The 20,369-nt window shown below is 38.7% G+C and carries 22 protein-coding genes; 16 read left to right on the forward strand and 6 right to left on the reverse strand.

Features of this window, described 5'->3' with window-relative positions:
- Positions 1-3: 3 nt before the first annotated feature.
- The 9 genes from AC4IFO_RS12370 (at position 4) to AC4IFO_RS12410 (ending at position 10,271) form a co-directional block, all read left to right on the forward strand.
- Positions 4-600, forward strand: a complete 597-nt coding sequence (locus AC4IFO_RS12370; protein WP_490734734.1) for a hypothetical protein — start codon at positions 4-6, stop codon at positions 598-600.
- Positions 600-1,184 (forward strand): hypothetical protein, encoded by a 585-nt coding sequence (locus AC4IFO_RS12375; RefSeq protein WP_490734736.1) that lies wholly within the window; start codon positions 600-602, stop codon positions 1,182-1,184. The genes AC4IFO_RS12370 and AC4IFO_RS12375 overlap by 1 nt, the downstream gene beginning before the upstream one ends.
- Positions 1,185-1,249: 65 nt before the next feature.
- A complete protein-coding gene (locus tag AC4IFO_RS12380; protein ID WP_490734737.1) occupies positions 1,250-1,648 on the forward strand; it encodes a DUF6950 family protein in 399 nt (132 codons plus the stop codon).
- The gene (locus AC4IFO_RS12385; RefSeq protein WP_490734739.1) at positions 1,649-5,524 is read left to right on the forward strand and encodes a phage tail protein; all 3,876 of its coding nucleotides are present in this window, start codon (positions 1,649-1,651) and stop codon (positions 5,522-5,524) included.
- Positions 5,521-6,531 (forward strand): DUF6453 family protein, encoded by a 1,011-nt coding sequence (locus AC4IFO_RS12390; protein WP_490734741.1) that lies wholly within the window; start codon positions 5,521-5,523, stop codon positions 6,529-6,531. Before AC4IFO_RS12385 ends, AC4IFO_RS12390 begins: the two co-directional genes overlap by 4 nt.
- A gap of 69 nt (positions 6,532-6,600) precedes the next feature.
- Entirely contained in the window at positions 6,601-8,049 is a 1,449-nt protein-coding gene (locus AC4IFO_RS12395; protein ID WP_490734743.1) for a phage tail fiber protein, read from the forward strand.
- Between the two features lie 159 nt (positions 8,050-8,208).
- Positions 8,209-8,940: a carbonic anhydrase gene (locus AC4IFO_RS12400; protein ID WP_273804207.1), complete on the forward strand. Its 732-nt coding sequence runs from the start codon at positions 8,209-8,211 to the stop codon at positions 8,938-8,940.
- A 307-nt stretch (positions 8,941-9,247) separates the two neighbouring features.
- Positions 9,248-9,514 (forward strand): helix-turn-helix domain-containing protein, encoded by a 267-nt coding sequence (locus tag AC4IFO_RS12405; RefSeq protein WP_273838986.1) that lies wholly within the window; start codon positions 9,248-9,250, stop codon positions 9,512-9,514.
- A 199-nt stretch (positions 9,515-9,713) separates the two neighbouring features.
- The gene (locus tag AC4IFO_RS12410) at positions 9,714-10,271 is read left to right on the forward strand and encodes a DedA family protein (protein WP_490734746.1); all 558 of its coding nucleotides are present in this window, start codon (positions 9,714-9,716) and stop codon (positions 10,269-10,271) included.
- A gap of 85 nt (positions 10,272-10,356) precedes the next feature.
- Here the strand turns inward: AC4IFO_RS12410 and uraH are convergent, their stop codons facing one another.
- Both uraH and AC4IFO_RS12420 read right to left on the reverse strand, forming a co-directional pair.
- On the reverse strand, positions 10,357-10,767 hold the full coding sequence (gene uraH, locus AC4IFO_RS12415) for a hydroxyisourate hydrolase (protein WP_490734748.1): 411 nt from the start codon (positions 10,765-10,767) through the stop codon (positions 10,357-10,359).
- 268 nt (positions 10,768-11,035) lie between these two features.
- The gene (locus tag AC4IFO_RS12420; protein WP_273804212.1) at positions 11,036-11,335 is read right to left on the reverse strand and encodes an HdeA/HdeB family chaperone; all 300 of its coding nucleotides are present in this window, start codon (positions 11,333-11,335) and stop codon (positions 11,036-11,038) included.
- Positions 11,336-11,566: 231 nt separating this feature from the next.
- Here AC4IFO_RS12420 and AC4IFO_RS12425 point away from each other — a divergent pair, with 231 nt between their 5' ends.
- Positions 11,567-11,836 (forward strand): helix-turn-helix domain-containing protein, encoded by a 270-nt coding sequence (locus AC4IFO_RS12425; RefSeq protein WP_273804213.1) that lies wholly within the window; start codon positions 11,567-11,569, stop codon positions 11,834-11,836.
- Between the two features lie 58 nt (positions 11,837-11,894).
- On the opposite strand, the gene AC4IFO_RS12430 is transcribed toward AC4IFO_RS12425, so the two are convergent.
- A complete protein-coding gene (locus AC4IFO_RS12430) occupies positions 11,895-12,230 on the reverse strand; it encodes a hypothetical protein (RefSeq protein WP_490734751.1) in 336 nt (111 codons plus the stop codon).
- Positions 12,231-12,588: 358 nt separating this feature from the next.
- On the opposite strand from AC4IFO_RS12430, the gene AC4IFO_RS12435 reads away from it, so the two are divergent.
- Complete coding sequence (locus tag AC4IFO_RS12435) at positions 12,589-12,933, forward strand: Grx4 family monothiol glutaredoxin (protein WP_369311414.1); 345 nt, start codon at positions 12,589-12,591, stop codon at positions 12,931-12,933.
- A gap of 73 nt (positions 12,934-13,006) precedes the next feature.
- Here the strand turns inward: AC4IFO_RS12435 and rnt are convergent, their stop codons facing one another.
- Together rnt and gloA are read right to left on the reverse strand one after the other, a co-directional pair.
- Positions 13,007-13,651, reverse strand: coding sequence for a ribonuclease T (gene rnt / locus AC4IFO_RS12440; protein WP_490734753.1), 645 nt, complete (start codon positions 13,649-13,651; stop codon positions 13,007-13,009).
- A 125-nt stretch (positions 13,652-13,776) separates the two neighbouring features.
- Positions 13,777-14,184 carry a lactoylglutathione lyase gene (gene gloA, locus AC4IFO_RS12445; RefSeq protein ID WP_490734755.1) on the reverse strand — a complete coding sequence of 136 codons (408 nt, stop codon included), beginning with the start codon at positions 14,182-14,184 and terminating at the stop codon, positions 13,777-13,779.
- A gap of 175 nt (positions 14,185-14,359) precedes the next feature.
- Between gloA and AC4IFO_RS12450 the strand changes: the two genes are divergently transcribed.
- Together AC4IFO_RS12450 and slyA are read left to right on the forward strand one after the other, a co-directional pair.
- Positions 14,360-14,599 (forward strand): DUF1289 domain-containing protein, encoded by a 240-nt coding sequence (locus AC4IFO_RS12450; RefSeq protein WP_490734757.1) that lies wholly within the window; start codon positions 14,360-14,362, stop codon positions 14,597-14,599.
- A gap of 533 nt (positions 14,600-15,132) precedes the next feature.
- Positions 15,133-15,567, forward strand: coding sequence for a transcriptional regulator SlyA (slyA, locus tag AC4IFO_RS12455; RefSeq protein ID WP_490734759.1), 435 nt, complete (start codon positions 15,133-15,135; stop codon positions 15,565-15,567).
- Between the two features lie 505 nt (positions 15,568-16,072).
- Here the strand turns inward: slyA and AC4IFO_RS12460 are convergent.
- Entirely contained in the window at positions 16,073-16,540 is a 468-nt protein-coding gene (locus tag AC4IFO_RS12460) for an outer membrane lipoprotein (RefSeq protein ID WP_219248657.1), read from the reverse strand.
- Between the two features lie 527 nt (positions 16,541-17,067).
- Here AC4IFO_RS12460 and anmK point away from each other — a divergent pair.
- From anmK to tyrS, 3 genes are all read left to right on the forward strand, one after another.
- Positions 17,068-18,189, forward strand: coding sequence for an anhydro-N-acetylmuramic acid kinase (gene anmK, locus AC4IFO_RS12465; RefSeq protein ID WP_490734890.1), 1,122 nt, complete (start codon positions 17,068-17,070; stop codon positions 18,187-18,189).
- A gap of 19 nt (positions 18,190-18,208) precedes the next feature.
- A complete protein-coding gene (gene pdxH / locus AC4IFO_RS12470) occupies positions 18,209-18,862 on the forward strand; it encodes a pyridoxamine 5'-phosphate oxidase (RefSeq protein WP_490734760.1) in 654 nt (217 codons plus the stop codon).
- Positions 18,863-19,022: 160 nt separating this feature from the next.
- Complete coding sequence (gene tyrS / locus AC4IFO_RS12475) at positions 19,023-20,297, forward strand: tyrosine--tRNA ligase (RefSeq protein WP_490734761.1); 1,275 nt, start codon at positions 19,023-19,025, stop codon at positions 20,295-20,297.
- Positions 20,298-20,369 lie beyond the last annotated feature (72 nt).

Here is a 20,369-nt window from a genome sequence, read left to right on the forward strand (position 1 = left end):
ATTATGTCAGTTATCGAATGGCCTTCGGGTATTAACCCCAACGAAATGTCATGGCGATTAATTAGTAACAGTAAAACATTCACTTCAGTATTCACAGGCAGTTCCCAAACAGTACGTTTTCCCGGCAGTAAATGGCATTGTTCACTCAGTTTCACAAACCTAACAGACGATGAGTCAAGAGAGCTTGAGGTTCTTATGGCATCACTCGACGGTGAGAGTGGGCGGGTTAAGCTATCGCATTGGGCACGAAAAGGCGTTGCTAATATGGGGACACCTTTAGTGAGTGCATCCAATCAAACGGGGCGATACCTGCAAACAAAAGGTTGGAAACCAAATACGAATGTGCTGAGAAAAGGCGATTACCTTACTGTTAATAATGAACTCAAAATGGTGACCGAGAATATCAAAAGTGATGCAATTGGGAATGCAGTTATTGCCATTTCCCCCATGCTTCGATATTCACCGGTTCTCAATGAGGAAGTGGAGGTTGCCAAACCTTATGGGATATTTAAGCCGGTAGACAATGAGCAAGGAGATTTTCAATTTCACCCTTATTTAAGGTCGGATGTTGCACTCGAATTTGAGGAGGCTCTTTACTAATGATTTACCATCCCTTATCTGACGAAATGGTTAAAGCCATTAATAATGATTGCTATTTGGTTGTCGCTGCAAAGCTTGATTTAAAGTCAGGCGTAACGTGTGTTCATACAGGAACAGGCAATCTCATTATCGCGGGTGAAGTTTATCAAGGTGTGGGCCAACTTGGCGCGGTTGAATCAGTAAAAGAGGGACTATCAACGAGCCCAACTCAACTATTGCTATCACTAAGTGGTTTTGATTCAAAGCTAGTAGGTGAAGTGCTCAATGAACGCAGTTGTGGGCGAGACGTTCGTCTTATGCTGGTGGCAATAGATGATGATAATGGGCAACCGATGTTAGCGGATGTTATTTTTGCCGGGCAAATAGCGAATCTAAGCGTCACCACAGGCGAAGAGAATAAAATAGGGCTCACGGTATCAAATCGTTTTGAACGTTGGTCAATGGGGCTGCCTGACCGTTTCACAGATGAATCGTGGTCTAAACGTCACAACGGTGATCGTATATTTCGATATGTTGCTCAGATGGCAGAACGTTCGATTTATTGGGGCAGTAAAAAGGATGCGCCAGCCTTCATTTACAAATAAGCACTAAAACTAATTCGCACGCAAGGCCTCTTAACTGAGGATTTTTTACATTTGGAGGTAAGTAAATGCGACATCCTCAATGGACCATAAAGTTACCTGAAACCTTAAGGGCGGCAATGAGTCGCCCTTTTTCATGGGGGGAGCATGACTGCTGTTTGTTTGCGGCTGATTGTGCGCTTGTTGTGTGCGGTATCGATATCGCTGAAAAAGTTCGTGGTCGCTATAAGACAAAATCAGGGGCTATGCGAGTCTTAAAGTCGGAATTTGGTGACTTAGAGTCCGGCCTATCAAGTTTCTTTACCGAAATCGAACCAGACAAAGCCACAAGGAGTGACATTGTTATGTTCAATGGTGATGAAGGTAAAACTCTTGGGGTGCTTTGGGCAGGCAAGGTGTGGTCTGTCACTGAATGTGGGGTATTACCTGTTAACCATAAACCAATCAAAGCATGGAGGGTCGAGTAGATGGGTAAAGTTGTATCAAATATCGTTTCTACCGGCTTAATGATAGCGGGTGCCATGATGGGTGGCCCTGCAGGTTGGGCTATGATTGCGGCGGGCATGGCAACGCAATTCGCAGGTTCAAGGTTATTTAAAGATAAAATGCCGTCAATGGGGTATCGAGACCAATCAGAACGCAAGCAAATGCTTCGCTCACCGACTGCGCCAGAAACTATCATTGTTGGGAAAACGGTTTGTTCCGGGTTACTGTTTTTCGCTGAAGAAGAAAAGGGCGACCAAACAGAAAATGAACGATTATTCATAGCATTAGCCATTGCCGCACATAAAGTTGACCGTATTGGGCAGATTTGGCTGAACGATGATTTAATCGGTACTTTTGGCGATAAAGCGACTTATGAGTTTCACAACAGCCGAACGGACTGTGACCCTTACTTGCTGAAAAATGCCCCATCATGGAAATCTGACATGATAGGTGATGGGCTTGCATGGTTGCGTTTAACCCTTAAATACGATGCTGAAAAATTCCCGTACGGTGTGCCTAACGTCAAAGTTGAGATATGGGGAAAGCCTGTCTATGACCCTAGAACGGGCAAAACGGGTTGGAGTAATAACGGCGCACTAATTATCCTTGATTATTATCGTAGTTATTTAGATGTGCCGGATTCTGACATTGATTTTGAAGCATTTAAAGCTGCCGCTGATTTATGCGATGAACCAGTAACAACACCAGAAGGAAAAACGGAGCCACGCTACACCATTAATGGAACCTATGAATTATCAGAAGGACCATCATCAACACTCGACCACATGCATAAGTGCATTGCAGCTGAACCAACCTACATCGCAGGTAAGCACGGCATTCTGATGCAAGCCTACAATGGCCCCGCTGTATTGCGTATCGAGCCAAACCAAATCGTTGATACAGTCAATATCACGCCTGATTTACCACTACGTGATGCGACTAATGCGATTTACGGTACGTTTGTCGATGCTGAGCAGCAATATATAAAAACAGATTTTACACCCGTGATTGTTGACGAATGGATAGAAGAAGATGGGCTCGAGATTAAAGAAAATATGGATTATCGCTTTGTCACAAGCCCATACCAAGCTAGCCGATTAGCTAACCTGTATTTACGCAAAAAGCGTGCAGGTCGCAAAATACAGTTACCCATGAATATGGACGGCTATGCATACCGACCAGGAGATGTTGCGTTATTAAATTTACCCCATATTGGAATTCAAAATTTTGAATGTCGCGTGGCTGAATGGAAGTTTCACCCTCAAGAGGGAGCAGAAATACTACTTGAAGAAGATGGTCCTCATATCTATGAAGATATCATCGGAAAGCCTTTTGTTCGGCCTCCATTCACTGTTTTACCGACAGGAGGGGTAGCGCCACCTCTTAATCTTGCGTTTGTGGCCACAAATATTGGTGAAGTTGTTCAAGGGTATTTGAGCTGGCAATCAGCTGCTGCAGATGTTCGCTATAACACAGTAAACATTATAGAAAGCGGCAAAGTGATTCAGTCCATTCAGGTACCGCAAGATAGAGTTGATTTATCGGGTCTTGTCCGCGGTTCATATCGTGCGGAGGTTCGTTCAATTAATGCGGCTGGCGCGATGTCTGCCCCTGCTATTGTTGATTTTGATATTCAGGCCCCGCCAAAACCGGTTAGTGTTGAAATGGTTGGCGGTATGTTCTCACTGACCTGTATTCCTCATGGTGGCGAAACCGCGCAACATGGCTATACGTTTGAATTTTGGTTCAGCGACAAGAAACTGGCCAGCATGAATGACACTGAAGTCACTACAAAAGCCAACCGACAAGGCCAAGGGCAATTCTGGACTAAGGAGAATTTAAAAGCCGATACCAATTATTGGTTTTATGTTCGTACGGTTAACAGTTATGGCAAGTCTCCCTTTGTTGAAGCCGTAGGAAAGGCTGACGGAGCGCCAAAAGACATGGTTGATGAACTGGGTAATACCTTTCTCAGCAATGAAGCTGGTCAAATCATGCAAAATCAAATTGACTTCAACAAAGACAATCTCACTGATTTAAAAATTGATAGTGACGACTTTAGGCAAAAAGTTATCAGTATTGATCGCGAGTTAGATGCAGTTAATGAAGCAGTGATGACAGTAACCCAGATGTCTACTGAAAACTACTGGGAGCTTAAGGAAGAATCCGCTAAAGGTAAAGCGTCAATTAAGCAGTTACAACAAGTTCAAGCTGACTTCACCACATCTCAGGCAAAGTACCAGCAAGAAGTTGCGGCTCAATTTGAGCATACGGCTGCTGATGTTTTGAATGTTCAAAATGCGCTAGCAAAATCGAATGAAGCTTTTGCAGAGGATATTAGGCAAGTTCGTGCTGATTTAGGTGATACTAACGATGAAGTCGGTACGATTAAAGGTCGTGTAACAGATATCGCTACCGCTACCACTGATTTGGAAAAGGCTCAAGCAAAGCATGAAGAGTCTGTTGTTGCTGAGTTTGGCGAAATGCGAGGGTATTTGACCCACTTAGGGCAAGTCACGACCGATGATAACAAAGCCTTGGTTGAAGCTATCGGGCAAACGCAAGCGCAGTTTATTTCCCTGCATAATGACAGCCTTGTCTCACGTTCTCGCATTACCCGTACGGAGATAGCCTTAGCCACTGAAACGGAAGCACGAGCGGAAGATAAGGTACAAATTGACGCACGTTTTAATGATGCAGAAGGCGCTATTACGACGATTAAGGAGGTTCAAGCTCAGCAAGGTGAAGCGATTGCTAAATCCGAAGAGCAGTTACGTGCTGAAATTAACTTAGGCGATGAAAAGCTTCAAGGCCAGTTAACCGAGCAAGGCCGTGAGTTATCCGTAGTCAGCAGTGTTGTGACTGAGCACAAGACAACGATTGCTAATTTAGACAAAACACTTACGAAGGTTGAGCAAAATCAACAGAGCCAATACAACGAAACTAAAGCGAGCATTAATGAGCTATCAGAAACCACGACGAGCCTTGATGAAGCGTTAACAACAGAAAAAGCACTAACAGAATCTCGTTTCGAAGAAACGGAAGCGTCGATTTCCAACATACAGCAAACGGTAGCCAATATCGAAGGGGCAACTGTTGAAGCAGTTGGTCAATTGCAAGTTCAGCATGATATTCAAGGCATAGAAGTGTTGAGTGTGAAGGCTTCAATTCGACGTGTGGAAACTGTTATTGCGACTGAAACCCATGCCTTGGCGCAAAAAGTGGAACAACTTGATGCTCAATATGGCGATATCAATTCAAATATCACCTCATTACAGAAGGTTGTCGCTGATAACCAGAAGTCACAAGCGGAAGTTAACGAGCTGATTAAATCAGAAGTGGGTGAGAATAAGTCTGCAATCGAATTGCGTGGACAAACTGTTTTCGATCACAAGGGGAATGGTTCTGCAATTTACACAATCAAAACGGGCATCTGGTGGAACGGACAGTATTACGACGCTAAGTTCATGATGGGGGCCGAAGTTAAAAACGGCAAGGTAGTCACTAAAATCGGTTACAGCGCCGACACCTTTGGTATTTTCAATCCATCTAGTGGCAAGTTAGAGCCTGTTTTCTTTGTTGAAAATGGTCAAGTATTTATGAATGAAGCTTTTATCAATAAAGCCTACATTGAAAAATTACTGATCGGCATGGAGATCCGCTCTAAGAAATATGAAAAAGGTAAATCAGGCTATAGGCTTGACGCCGAAACTGGTAGCGCTGAATTTAACAAGCTTGAAGTTTACGGTAATTTTAAAATCAGCGGTGATGCTGGAAAAGTGTTATTAGATGAAACAGGCCTGATGATTTATGACTCATCGGGTCGATGGGCAGTTAAAGTTGGGAGAAGGCCATGAGTGATATGGGGTTGTTTATCAACCCAAAAGACGGTGGTAAGCCAATTGAATTAACAAAAGATAATTATCCCCTCACCTTTATTACTAAAATCACGACACATCCTCGATACCCGCAAAAGGACAACCGAAATAAATCTGTGCATGTTCCCGGCTTGTCCAAATATAACGTGGTGATTATTCCCTCTGCATTGTGCCACTTTCTAGCTTACGGAACAGTTCAGATGGTGAGAGTTGGAAGTTACTGGACTTCAGAGGATACATTCTATTGTTACTACGATGAATTTGGGGGGCCAGATGGGTGGTTGCCGGGTAGCGATGGGGAGTCGCATTTTTTCTTGTACGGCACATTGAAAGATAACCCTGCAGACACCTATGGGCTCTTCTTAAATGCGGGGGCTTCTTCGGCAATTGATAACTTCAGAAGTGTCACCCAAGAGAATGAGGTGGCTTACTGTGTTTATCGTCAGAAAATTTATATCAATGCAAATAACAATCGGGGGTATTGGAGTCTCCCAAATGATATCCCTAACCGTAGTTCAGCATTGGTTTTTCTAAGACCAGAAAGTACCGACCAAATCCTCCGGTATGACCGGCCCAATAATCGGGTCATTACTTACCGTTCTGGTTGGGTATATGTTGTGGTTTTCTCATATGGGCTCAATTTACAACCCAGTGATGGGTTAACCATTTGGAACCGAGAAGGTAAGGTAGTTTTCACCTCTGACTATATGCCTTTCTTTAATAATGGCCACACGATTAAAACCAGTGGAAATGTTGCGACAAGTTCATTTGCAAAACCCATGTTCAGCATGGATATGCCCAATACATGGTTAGAAAACGAGAGGATAAATGTTAACTGTTATTTATCAGGGTTTAGGGTTGAAGGTAACAAGCTAATCGCAAGCCGAATGTGGACGATGGACACTTACCCCAGCTATGCAAACTATATGTACAACGAAGTTGTGTATGCCAGTTCATATTGCATAGATTTTAACGATTATTTTTAAATTCAATTATTAATAAACAGGCCGCTTAATTGCGGTTTTTTTGTATCTAAATTTCGGAGAATCAACAATATGTACAGTACAGGCACAGTCACTGCGACAGCAAACAGCACTAAATTAGTCGGTACCGGCACCAAATGGCTCAATAACATTAATCGTGTATCTGCAGAGCAAGCGATACAGGTTCAAATTGGTACCACAGTTCACAATAACAGTATTCAGTCGATTCAATCTGACACTGAGCTCACATTAAATTTCCCATTACCAACTGCAGCAGCAGGGGCTAAATACGTCATTCTCACGACCATGGTTCATTCTGTTTCTGATGCCATGAATAAGATTGTGTCCATGAATGGTGCGAATGTGCAGTTCAGCGATATATTAACGCGTTGGATGACAGAGCAGGGCATTATCACGGTTACATTGCCAGACCAAACGACTCAGCAGCTACGCACAACAAAAGAAATGGATAAGCAGCTAGATGATAAGTTTGATAAAAAGGGTGGCACGGTAACAGGTCCTACTACATTCAATCATACGAATATAAGAGTCAACGGTACAAACGACTGGACATCGTTGAGGTTAGTTAAGCAGGATGGCTCATATGCAATGATCCAAACTAATCCAGTATCTGACGCCGCAATGCTCAGTATAACCAATAGGGATAAAGACGAAAAAACATTAGGTCTTATTAGTATCCCAAATCGCTCAGGTACAGCAATGCTAGTTGGTGATTATGGCTGGGGCGGTAATGGTGAACTATTGAAACTAGACCAAGCTGGTATGGATTCTTACATAAAGGCAAGGGGGGGAGCTTCTAGAATATTTAGAAATGAAACAGTAGGAGGAACGACCATTTCAGGCCAATACAACGCTGTCGGCCTATTTAAGGCTGATGATACCTTCACTGCTATTTCTGCTGCTTATAATGGGGCTCATGTTAGAGTCGTCGGCGGTAATCATGTTAACTACTTTGTTCATAATTTATACACCGATAGAAATACCACTAAAGACTCAAACGGAAACTTAAAAGCAGCATCCCCGATTATTAAAGTCTTTGCTGAACACATCGAAACTAACGACGAATCTGATGGAGTAGTGCTAGAAAAGATTGGTACGGGTCGCTATAAACTCAAAGGCACGCTCGGTATGAATTCCGATGCATCATGGGGTGGTTATCATGGTGGAATAGTAATACCAAACGGAATCAATAACCTTCCACTAGTATGGGCTGATTTCAAAGTACTAGCCGATGGAGATATTATTATTGAGACAAAATATCGTAAGCATGCTTTGCCTCCATCCGTTCTTTTAAATCGTCTTATTACTTATCCTGAGTTTATGGATGAAAAAGGTAATGAGATAGAAGACGAAACACCTTGTGATATTCCGAATGGCCACTGGGTTGATGTTCGTGTAAACATGCCTAGTAACTCACTCTACAATCAAAAGCAAGCTGAAGCTGAGAGACTCGCTAAGATAGAAGCAGAGCGATTAGCGGAAATGGACATAGATGTTTAGGCTAATTTTTGAATAATACTATAGTTACAGCGGGGTATTGCATGCTTTATTTTTAGTAAGGCATGCTGTTATCTAAAATAATAAGATAAATCCCAATGCCATTGGTGTGAATCAAAGTGTAACTTTAAAACTCACATTAACAACCTGAGTTATTATCGCATGAGTTACAATAAATCCATGTTATTTATTTTGGCTGCTTTCACTTTTTCATCACAAGCTAATTCATTATGGACTTACGAAGGTAGTGGTGCACCTGAACATTGGGGAAAATTGAGTGACGAATTTAAAGTTTGTGAAAGTGGATTTAATCAATCACCAATTAATATTGATAATGTTATTGATGGGAAATTAAAACCATTAGATATAAATATACATACGCACGCACAAAAAATTATCAACAATGGGCATTCAATACAAATCAATGTTAATGATGATGATGATTTTTCTATTGATGGGGCAACTTATCAATTAAAACAATTTCACTTTCATAGCCCAAGCGAAAATGAAATAAAAGGCAAACAATATCCATTGGAGCTGCATTTTGTTCATTCTAAAAGTGATGGGGGAGTTGCCGTACTAGCAATCATGTTAGAAGAAGGTGAAGCTAACCTAGCTATAGAGCAAGTATTGAGTAATATACCAAAAGAAAAAAATCACGAGAAACAGTTAGATAAAAATATTGACTTAACAGCACTTTATCCAGATGACAAAAGCTATTATCGTTTTAGCGGTTCTTTAACTACTCCGCCATGCACTGAAGGTGTAGTATGGTTAGTCATGAAACAGCCTATAAGTGCATCAAAAGAACAAATAAAGAAATTTCAAAAAGCTCTGGGACATTCAAATAACCGGCCAACCCAACCTTTACATGGTAGGTTGATCGTAAACTGATATAAATTAAAGTTTGTTAATAGCAACTATCTAAATAAGAAAAAACTAATGTGCCAGCCTGAGTAGTTGGCACATTTAGAACATTATCTAATCATGTGAATTCTCCAATTTTGGTATTCAATTACTTACTAAATAGGCAGCTAAAGGGTATGCAAAGGTAGAGTTGGAAGTAGAGTAATGAAATTTTTAATACTTACAGCATACGATATAAAGTAAATGTTTCCATATATTATTAATTAGTCCATAAAACAGCTCGCTATCTTCAAGGCTTTTTATGTAAATACTAATTAATAATAGGAGATGTTTAATGAGTAACCAAAATTCGATTTCAAATCATATTGCTTGCAGTCTTCGTCAATTGCGGATAAAAGCTGGGTTATCAGTGTTTGAGCTATCAAGAATGGCGGGAATAGAGAGTGAGCAGCAACTTTATCGTTATGAATATGAAATTGATAAGATAGGAATAGCGGAAGCAGTAGCTATATTAAAAGTATTAGATGTTGATGTTGGGATTTTTTTTAGTAATCTGGATATATATAAAACTATAATTGTATATAATGGAGATATAAAGTAAGTTTATTTAGATGAAATTTAATTTTACTTGAGTTATATAGCAAAAGCCAACTTTAAACAGTTGGTTTTTGCTATATAAGGAGGAGTGATAAAGCGATGGTTATGCCAGTATATGGTGGATTTATTTAATTCTCGCAATTGAACTAATTACATGATATTTATAGTTGTTGATAAACTTCATAATAAAGGTTAATCATAATATGTCGGAGGCATTATCTCACTGGATAATTGAATATGGATACTTAGCTGTCTTTCTGGGTTCAATGATTGAAGGAGAAACGGTAGCTTTTTTATCGGGTATAGCCGCACATAATCAATTACTTTCTTACCCTAAAGTAGTTATAGCAGCCTCTTTAGGTGGGATCGTTAGTGATAATATACTGTTTTTTATAGGTCGTTATTTTGGTGCGCAAATTTTACCCAAACTCCATACCCAAAAAGATAAAATAGCATATGTGCAAAAATATATTCAGCAAAATGAAAATTGGGTTGTTATAGGTATTCGCTTTGCTTATGGATTGCGGACAATAGGACCTATTATTATTGGTGCTAGTGATGTAAGGCCATTTAAATTTTTTATATTAAATCTTATCGGTGGTTCAATTTGGGGGACTGTGATAGTTTCTGTAGGATATTTTATTAGTAGGCTGGTTCTTTCACTACCAGTTCATTTTTCAATAAGTATACTAATAGCTGCAGGTATACTGTTGTTGTTAGTTTTTTGGAGAAAGCATCTATTAAAAAAAATGAGAAAGTAATATGTGATGGTTACTTGTAGTTATATCATACGAATACAGTATCAATTCCTGATTAATACTGTATTGGTTTATAAGTTGGAAAAGGTTAATTCCCTCTATATGTTGAATAACCATATTGGTTTAAAAGCAAGGGAATATGGTAATGTTCATCTAAATTATCTATTTGAAATTCAACGGGGATTTCAGGGAAGAAACTATGTTTGCCTTGTTGCTTAAAATATTCACCAGTTTTAAAAATTACTCTATAGTCTCCTATAGAAGGTTTCTCAGGACTATCAGGTAAGATAGACTTAATTCTGCCATCATTACTTGTCTTTTCTGTGTTTATGAGTACCCAATTGTTTCCCTGCTTTTTCTCTAATGTAACCTCAACATTAGAGGCTGGCTTCCCTGTTTGCTGATTAAGAATATGAACACTTAAAATACTATTTGATGCTATTGAAACAGCTGGAGCTAAAATAAAAGGAATAAATACTAAAAGTAGATTTTTTTTCATTTGGATATCCTCTATTGATAAATTGAGGATACTATTATCAATAGAGGCTAATGATTGGCCTTACAGCTTGATTACATTTTTTTAATCTAAGTGGCGTTATAAGAAAATTTAATGAGTTGCAGCTAATTAATGTATATTTTTCTATGGACAGAAAGGGGAGCTGAAATCATATCACATACTAAATTTTATGAGGTACATCATATTATTTTGGTATTGTCACTTCAGTTTTAGTAAGCCGCATAAAAGCGGCTCTAGAAATGAAAACAATTTATTTTTTGCTAGCAAGATAATCTTGAAGGGTGCCTTCAGGTTTTTTCTTGCAAAACTCAAGGATTAAAGGAGCTTCTGCAATGCTCTGTTCAGATAGCGCCACCCAATCCCCACTTTTAAATTGCGTATCTTTTGATGTTACCCATAATGCAACTGGAGCCCAGCTTTTAGGGTTTAGGTCCACGTATTCTTTGCAGGTCATGCTTTCTGGTGTTGAAGTTGTTTTTTCAGCAGCGAAAGTGCTAAAGGACAGTGCACTTGTTACTATAACGCAAGCAGAAATCAGCATTCTATTCATAAATATTCCTCGCTATTTTCCAGTAATGTTGCATATAGAAATAAAAGATGTCATTTATAAATAGTAAGTAATATCAGTAATGTCAATAAAATAACAAAGTAAAACGGAAAATATCAAAATATAACCATCATTTATGGAAGAGTCATAAATGATGACTATACTTTAACTGATAGTAGATACATTAAAAACAGTAAGTTTATTGATTTTGACTATTTTGAATGGAGTCTTTGTATGAATACTGAAAGCACTGTGTCAACATTGATAGGAAAGAAAATTAAAACACTAAGGCGTAATGCAGGATATACCACTAGTGAGTTTGCAAAATTGAGCGGCTGTACAAGTGAGCAGCAATTATATCGCTATGAACGAGGTGTTAATAAAATTGATATCGATACGCTGATATCAATGCTAAAGACCCTTAACATAAATGCGGGTGGTTTTTTTGAGCAAATAGTTGATGAAATAAGTAAAGAATCCGATGATTACAATGTAAATATATAAACCGATAGTACGCCAAAGTCGCTATATATGCGGCTTTGATCACGACAGTTATTTAGACTCAGTGAGAATAAGTTTTTTTATCAATAGCTAATTGATTCGTTTGAATAAACTTATCTCCAACCTTATTTACCATCAGGCTTCTGCTTTTAGATTTTATAGCTGCATCATTCATATGTACATTAAGAAAATTAAATGTATCTTCTGATTTTTGTGAGTTTATCAATGCCATATCTAAAGTTTTCATTAGTGTTAGCATAAAAATATCTATAGAAATATTCATGCTTTCTATCTCTGTTTTATAGAAAACATAAATACGTGACTGTTCTGCGTGAGATGGCTCTCTATTTTCGTTGATGCAATTTAGGGTGAGTAAAAGTAGCTGAATGTTGTTCATGTGACCTCCAAGTATGGGCCGTATGATATGTGTCCAGTAGATAGGGTTATATCGGAATTGGTCGGGATTATATTGAAATTTGGTGAAATGAGATTGTGACAAACAAAGCTGAAATTGTATTGAGAGAGATATAAGGCTAGGCGAATAGATTTATTTGACTTGAATCATAAATAAGTCACAATAGTAACAAATTAAAGGAGGGGTAAACCCCTCTTTTTTCATTCGAAATTACAAAGTAACTCATTGATGTATTTAGAGTGAAGTGTAGTATTATGTAGTATATTTCTTGGGCTAAATGCAAGCTAACATGCTGATTTATAATGAATATACTAATCATGTTAATGTTAAGGAAGTAAAAATGACAACAATTGAAAGAATTGAGCGCCAAATTAAAGAAAACCCAATTTTATTATACATGAAGGGCTCACCAAAACTTCCGAGCTGTGGTTTTTCTGCTCAAGCGGTACAAGCCTTATCTTCATGTGGTGAGCGTTTCGCTTATGTCGATATTTTACAAAACCCAGATATTCGTGCAGAACTGCCAAAATATGCAAACTGGCCGACTTTCCCACAGTTATGGGTAGATGGTGAGCTAGTTGGCGGTTGTGACATCATTATGGAAATGTTTCAACGCGGTGAGTTGCAATCACTTATCAAAGAAACAGCTGATAAATATCGCCCAGAAGATGAAGCTAACGCATAATCTCTGATAATAAATCATAAAAAATCGCAGTAGGTAAAGGCAACGTGTTGTTTATCTACTGCGGTTTTTTTATTTATTTTTCGTCTTCAATAATTGGCCAGCCACCAAGCTTCTTGAATTTATTCACAATTTCGCAAAACAATAGTGCGGTACGATTAGTATCATACAATGCACCATGGGCTTGTTTACCATCAAATGGGATACCTGCACTGGCACATGCTTTAGCAAGAATTGTTTGACCAAACACTAAACCACTTAACGCTGCGGTATCGAAAGTAGCAAAAGGATGAAATGGGTTGCGTTTTAAACCTGCGCGTTCAGCCGCATTCATCACAAAGCTATGATCAAAGTTTGCATTATGTGCGACAATAATTGCGCGATTGCAATCGGTATTTTTCATACCTTTACGAACGACTTTGAAAATAGCATGTAACGCTTCATACTCACTGACGGCACCACGCAAAGGGTTTGTTGGGTCAATTCCTGTAAAAGCAAGCGCAGATGGCTCTAAATTAGCCCCTTCAAATGGTTCTACATGAAAATGCAATGTTTCATCTATGGCAAGCCAGCCATCTTTGTCCATTTTTAGTGTGATTGCTGCAATTTCAAGCAGCCCATCAGTTTTCGCGTTAAACCCACCCGTTTCAACATCAATAACAACAGGGTAGTAACCCCTAAAACGGTTTACAAGGGCGTTCGGATTGTTTTTTTCAGACATTAGGACTTTCGATTATAAAGTTTCTGATAGGCATATATTATGCCTATATCAGTAGAAATTAGCAGTGAAAATGAGAAGAAAACTTAAGCGGCGCATTGTCCGCTTAAATTTAACAATCTACCCAATTAATGGCCTAAACCTTTACTTGCGCTTTTATTTTCGATGAGTTCAATTTTATAGCCATCCGGGTCTTCAACGAAGGCAATGATTGTTGAGCCACCTTTTACAGGGCCAGCTTCCCGGGTGACATTACCACCAGCTTGGCGAATATCGTCACAGGTTTTTGCAACATCATCAACCCCTAATGCGATATGACCATAGGCATTTCCCATATCGTAATTATCAACACCCCAGTTGTAGGTTAGCTCGATGACTGCACCTTCACTTTCATCACTATACCCAACAAAAGCTAAAGAATATTTATACTCGGTATTCTCACTGGTTCTTAGCAAGCGCATACCTAATACTTTGGTATAAAAATCAATTGAGCGTTGCATATTAGTAACACGTAACATGGTATGAAGTAAGCGCATAAAAAACCTCTTGAATTTACTAAATAATACTGAATTATTTTACCTATTAATATAACGTGCCTATATTGTTAAATACAATGATCACAGTTTATTTTTTGGCCAAATAGTGGTAATACTCATTTTTCAAGAGTATATCATACATTTATGATAGTTTTGCATTTGAAGGAATGACGCGATGGCAGAGCAGCTTGAATTTTTTGAGATACCGAGCCCATGTCGAGGAATTTGCCAAACCAATGAGCAAGGTTATTGTCGTGGGTGTTTTCGTACTCGAGATGAGCGGTTTAATTGGTTAAAATTTTCGAGTACAGAAAAGCGCAATATTATTCGCTTATGTCGTCAGCGTTACTTAAGAACGATGAGTAAAAAGATAAGCCAAGAAGACGTTATTAGCACTCAACAACAACTTTTTTAATGAAGAATGAGTATAGCCATTTTTGTTTTTAATCATTTGTTTTGTAACTCATCGCAATTAATTTCAGACTAATTATTTTAAGTGCATTAATTTTATTGTTTATATTTAAATAATATTGTATTTATTTATGTTTATTATACTTGTATTGAAATGAATTAAAATTAAAATATTTTTAGGATTAACTATATTGTTTTGTTTTTAAAGGGGATTTTTTTAAATTATTTTTTTATTGTTAGAGTTAATTACTATGAGAATTAAAATAGATAGATCAGAAAGGAGAGTGGAGCTATTCTGATTAATAAGATAATTGCATTTTTTTATCTTTGTGAATGGCTTCTTTTATTCTTATATGGTTGTTTTTAACACGACACATATCTCGAAATGCAAATGATAATATCACTCTAAATAGGTATTTGTAAGTTTTTACATCAATAAAAAGTTGTAAACATAAAAGGAAATTAATATATAATTTAAAAAATAATATGAGTCTGGTATATTTTTTAGACATTATAATTATATAAAAGGAGGGTAAATTGGAATCACAAATTGGGACAGAATTATCTCGTGTAGTTCGTATGTGGAGATCATTAATTGATCATCGACTAAAACCATTAAAACTTACACAAACTCACTGGGTTACATTGCATAATATTAGTCAGCTACCGCCTGAACAGTCGCAAATTCAACTTGCAAAAGCAATAGGGATTGAGCAACCTTCGCTAGTCAGAACACTCGATCAATTGGAGGAAAAAAAACTTATCTCTAGGCACACTTGTGCGAATGATAGGCGAGCAAAAAGAATTAAACTAACAGAGGAATCAGAGCCATTTATTAAAACAGTTGATCAAGTGATTAATAACACTCGCATAGAAATTTTAAGTAATATTACTCAGGAGGAACTTGACCAGTTATCACAGTTATTATTAAAGCTAGAACGAAATATTATTAGATTACAAAATGATTCATAAATTCAATATGGTTAGTTTTTATATTGAATTGAGTTATGGTTGTTTTAGGTGGTAATTATTAGGAGTGATAAGTAAATTAAAAATTAATTCCAAGAGGGATTGTTCATTAATTATATGATATCAATATGACTTTTTTGTTCACTAATAATTAAAAAATGATGTGATATAATTGGCAAATGAATTTATTTTTATTTGTCATTACCGTGGTGAATTAGAATCTGTATTGATCTAGCCTAGTATTCGTTGGGTGATTCATTATCTATCAAAGAGAACTCTGTTTTGAGTGACACAATATAGGTTCTATGACGATGATGTACGTATAGTGGGTGGCTTAAAATGGTTATACTAGAATCTAACAATTGTTATAAACATTATTAGCTAGTTAATATAAGTAATAATATAGAAATAAGTTGTCATTAAAAGTAAACGCTATTGAATAGCAAACTAGAAGAGATGTTCACCGACGGGGTTGTCGGTGAACATGCTTTAATCGTTGATACAAAAATTAACGAGGAGATACAGTAACTGTATTACCGCTATTTGCAATCATGACACGTTGGCCATTACGAAATGCGCTAGGATCTTGTTTTTGTACGACAACAATGTTTTTCCCGCTGTCTAAACGGATCTCTAATTGAACACCTTGGCTTCTGTTTAAAGCACCTTGAGCTTGTTGACCTGCGAGGCCACCAGCAATAGCACCTGCCGCGGTTGCCAGAGTATTTCCAGTACCACCACCGATGGTGTTACCTAATAAACCACCTAGTACGGCACCACCAATTGCGCCGATGACATTGCCATCTTCACCTGCTTGGATGGTCACAGGACGAGCATTCAGTACAGTACCATAGGTCACAGTCTGTACCTGTTTCGCATCATTGGCTGAAATAGTATCACCAGAAAGCGTACTGGTATTGACACAGCCAGATAACGCAGCAACTGCAACAACACCTACAAAAACTTTCTTAAGCATAATAACTCCTATGAGATTTGCTGTCTGTGGCACTAACATAGCATCGTATATTTGTTCTCACCATAAACACAACAAGTATCAAAATAATGGTATTTAAAAGCGATGGTTAGATTACCGATTCTGATTTAAATAGAGTGTAAACACTAGGTAAAATATCTCAAATTCAACAACATTTCATCGGGTAAGGCACGCTTTGTTAAATATCTACCTATAATAGTCATCTTATGATTATCTTTTAGCATCAATAGCTAAGGGGGACTCAAAAAGACTGTTTAATAACAAAGCAATATTCATGTATAGCAAATGGTTTGATTGCTAACATTATATTTAGAATTTTAAATCCATATATTAAAAAACGCCATTTTTATTTAGCTTGTAAAGGTTTTTTTGCCTTAAAAAGAAATATTTATTATTCCTGCGAAGCGGTACGAGAAATTACATCGAATTGTTGACAAAACTATCCATCAAAGCACAATCTTCATAGCAGAAATCATAAAATAAATGTGCACTCTGAAGGAACAAGAATGATGATTAAGTCAGGTCGTTACATAGGGGTTATGTCCGGAACGAGTTTAGATGGCGTTGACGTTGTTCTCGCCGCAATTAGTGATAAATTTGTTGCTGAGCAATCTAGCTTAAGTGTCACATTTCCAATCGAGCTAAAAAAAAGAATTTTAGATATTTGCCAAGGGCAAAAAACGACCTTGTCCGAAATTGGTAAAATAGACCGTGAATTAGGTTCACTTTATGCGAGCGCTATTAGTCAATTATTAGAGCAAACAGGGTTAACTGCTGAGGATATCATTGCAATAGGATGCCATGGGCAGACAGTTTGGCATGAACCCGAAGGCGAGCAGCCATTTACCATGCAACTCGGTGACAATAACCGTATTGCCGCATTAACGGGTATTACAACTGTTGGGGATTTTAGGCGACGAGATATGGCCTATGGTGGACAAGGTGCACCATTAGTACCTGCTTTTCACTTAGCTGTTTTAGGGCATCCTACAGAAAAACGAATTGTATTAAATATCGGTGGGATAGCGAATATCACAGCATTATTACCGGGCGCTTATGTGAAAGGATATGACACAGGCCCAGGAAATATGCTGATGGATACTTGGACTTGGCGCAATCAGCAAAAAGCATTTGATAACGATGGTGAATGGGCGAGTTCCGGTCATGTTGATAATGCATTACTAAAATCGATGATAAATGACCCTTACTTTAAGCGAGCGTCCCCTAAAAGTACTGGGCGTGAATATTTTAATATGCAGTGGTTAGAGTCGCACTTAGCTGCTTTCCCGTCCGTATCTGCCCAGAATGTGCAGGCGACTTTGTGTGAACTTACTGCAGCATCTATAGCTGAACAAGTTCTACTTTGCGGGGGGAGTGAGCGATTAATTGTTTGTGGTGGCGGCGCTAAAAATACATTTTTAATGCAACGGTTAGCCGCTTTATTACCGGGTATTGAGGTGGCTCCAAGCGATAAGTTTGGTCTAAGTGGCGATGATATGGAGGCTTTGGCATTTGCGTGGTTAGCTGCACGTACTGTTGCAGGGCTATCAGGGAACCTTGCTTCAGTGACTGGTGCAACAAGGGAAACTGTTTTGGGTGCGGTGTACCCTAAAAATATCGATAAAAAATAACGGCATTAAAGGATATAAAATGAATGAGATAAGTGAAGTTGACCTTGCATCTGTCCGACGTGAGTACACGAAAGGTGGGTTACGACGCAATGACTTAACACCTAATCCATTAACCCTTTTTGAGTTATGGATGAAGCAGGCGTGCGAAGCGAAGTTAAGTGACCCGACCGCCATGTCAGTTGCGACAGTAGACGAAACAGGACAACCATACCAGCGCATCGTGTTGTTAAAGCACTTTGATGATAAAGGGTTGGTGTTTTATACCAATATGGGTAGTCGAAAAGCACAACATCTTGAAAAAAATAATAAAATAAGCTTACATTTCCCTTGGTATCCACTTGAACGCCAAGTGAACTTTACGGGCGTTGCTGAGCGTTTAAACCCGATTGAAGTGGTGAAATATTTTCACAGCCGGCCTAAAGATAGCCAAATTGCTGCATGGGCTTCAGCTCAATCCTCTAAAATTTCGGCTAGAGGAATTTTAGAGGGTAAATTTTTAGAGCTAAAACAAAAATTTAAAAATGGGGAAGTTCCTCTACCAAGTTTTTGGGGGGGCTATCGAGTCGTATTTAATAGTGTTGAATTTTGGCAAGGTGGTGCTCACCGTTTACATGACCGTTTTTTATACCAACGGGAAGGGGATGGCTGGAAAATTGATAGATTAGCCCCTTAGGATCATGTTTTTTAGCTGGCACTTAATTGATATGCGCTTTATGCTATAGACTCGTTTAAGAAAATTGACAAATTATACTGGCGAGTTTGCGATATTAATCAAAAACGCGTTGGTCATTCAAACTAAAATAGATAGACAAATACAACTGATGGAGTCATTGATGTCTAGCAATAACCTGATTAAACAATTGCAAGAGCGGGGCCTCGTTGCCCAGGTAACGGATGAGGATGCGTTAGCAGAGAGACTGGCGCAGGGCCCTATCTTTCTCTATTGTGGCTTCGATCCTACCGCTGATAGCTTGCACTTGGGACATCTGGTTCCCTTGCTGTGTTTAAAACGATTCCAACTAGCCGGGCACAAGCCTGTGGCGTTGGTAGGTGGCGCAACGGGCCTTATCGGCGATCCGAGTTTTAAAGCTACTGAACGTAAATTAAATACCGCAGAAACCGTTCAAGAGTGGGTAGAAAAAATCCGTAATCAAGTTTCACCGTTTTTAAGCTTCGATTGTGGTGATAACAGTGCGCGTCTTGCTAACAACTATGATTGGTTTGGCAAAATGGATGTACTGACTTTCTTACGTGATATTGGTAAACATTTCTCTGTTAATCAAATGATCAACCGCGAGTCTGTTAAGCAACGCCTTAACCGTGATGATGTTGGTATCTCTTTCACTGAGTTTGCCTATAACCTGTTACAAGGTTATGACTTTGCAAATATGAATCATGAAATGGGTGTAGAGCTACAAATTGGTGGTTCTGACCAATGGGGTAACATTACCTCAGGTATCGATTTAACACGTCGTCTTCACCAAAACCAAGTATTTGGTATGACAGTTCCGTTGATCACGAAAGCGGATGGTACTAAGTTTGGTAAAACAGAAGGTGGCGCAGTCTGGTTAGATCCGAAGAAAACTAGCCAATACAAATTCTACCAATTCTGGATTAACACTGCGGATGCTGACGTTTATCGCTTCTTGAAGTTCTTTACCTTCATGGAACTAGACGAAATTAACGCGCTAGAAGAAGAAGATAAAAATAGCGGTAAAGCACCACGTGCACAATATGTTTTAGCAGAGCAAGTGACTAAATTAGTACACGGTGAAGCGGGCTTAGCTGCCGCGAAACGTATTACTGAGAGCTTATTCTCAGGTGCAGTTTCTGATTTAACTGAAGCAGATCTTGAACAATTAGCGCAAGATGGCATGCCATGCATCACTTTAGAAGAGGGCGCAGACTTGCAACAAGCACTTGTTGATTCAGAGTTAACGCCATCTCGTGGACAGGCAAGAACTGCAATTAGCTCGAACGCAGTCTCCATCAATGGTCAAAAACAAACAGAACCAATGTATGTCTTTACTGATGCAGACCGCTTATTTGGTCGTTATACCCTTATCCGTCGCGGTAAGAAAAACGATTGCTTAATCAATTGGAAATAGCTCTGACTAACCTTTGTAATATCAGCCCGGAATTTTCCGGGCTATACTCGCGATAATTCAAGTTGGATGGGT

The organism is Providencia sp. UF-224 (assembly GCF_058245955.1).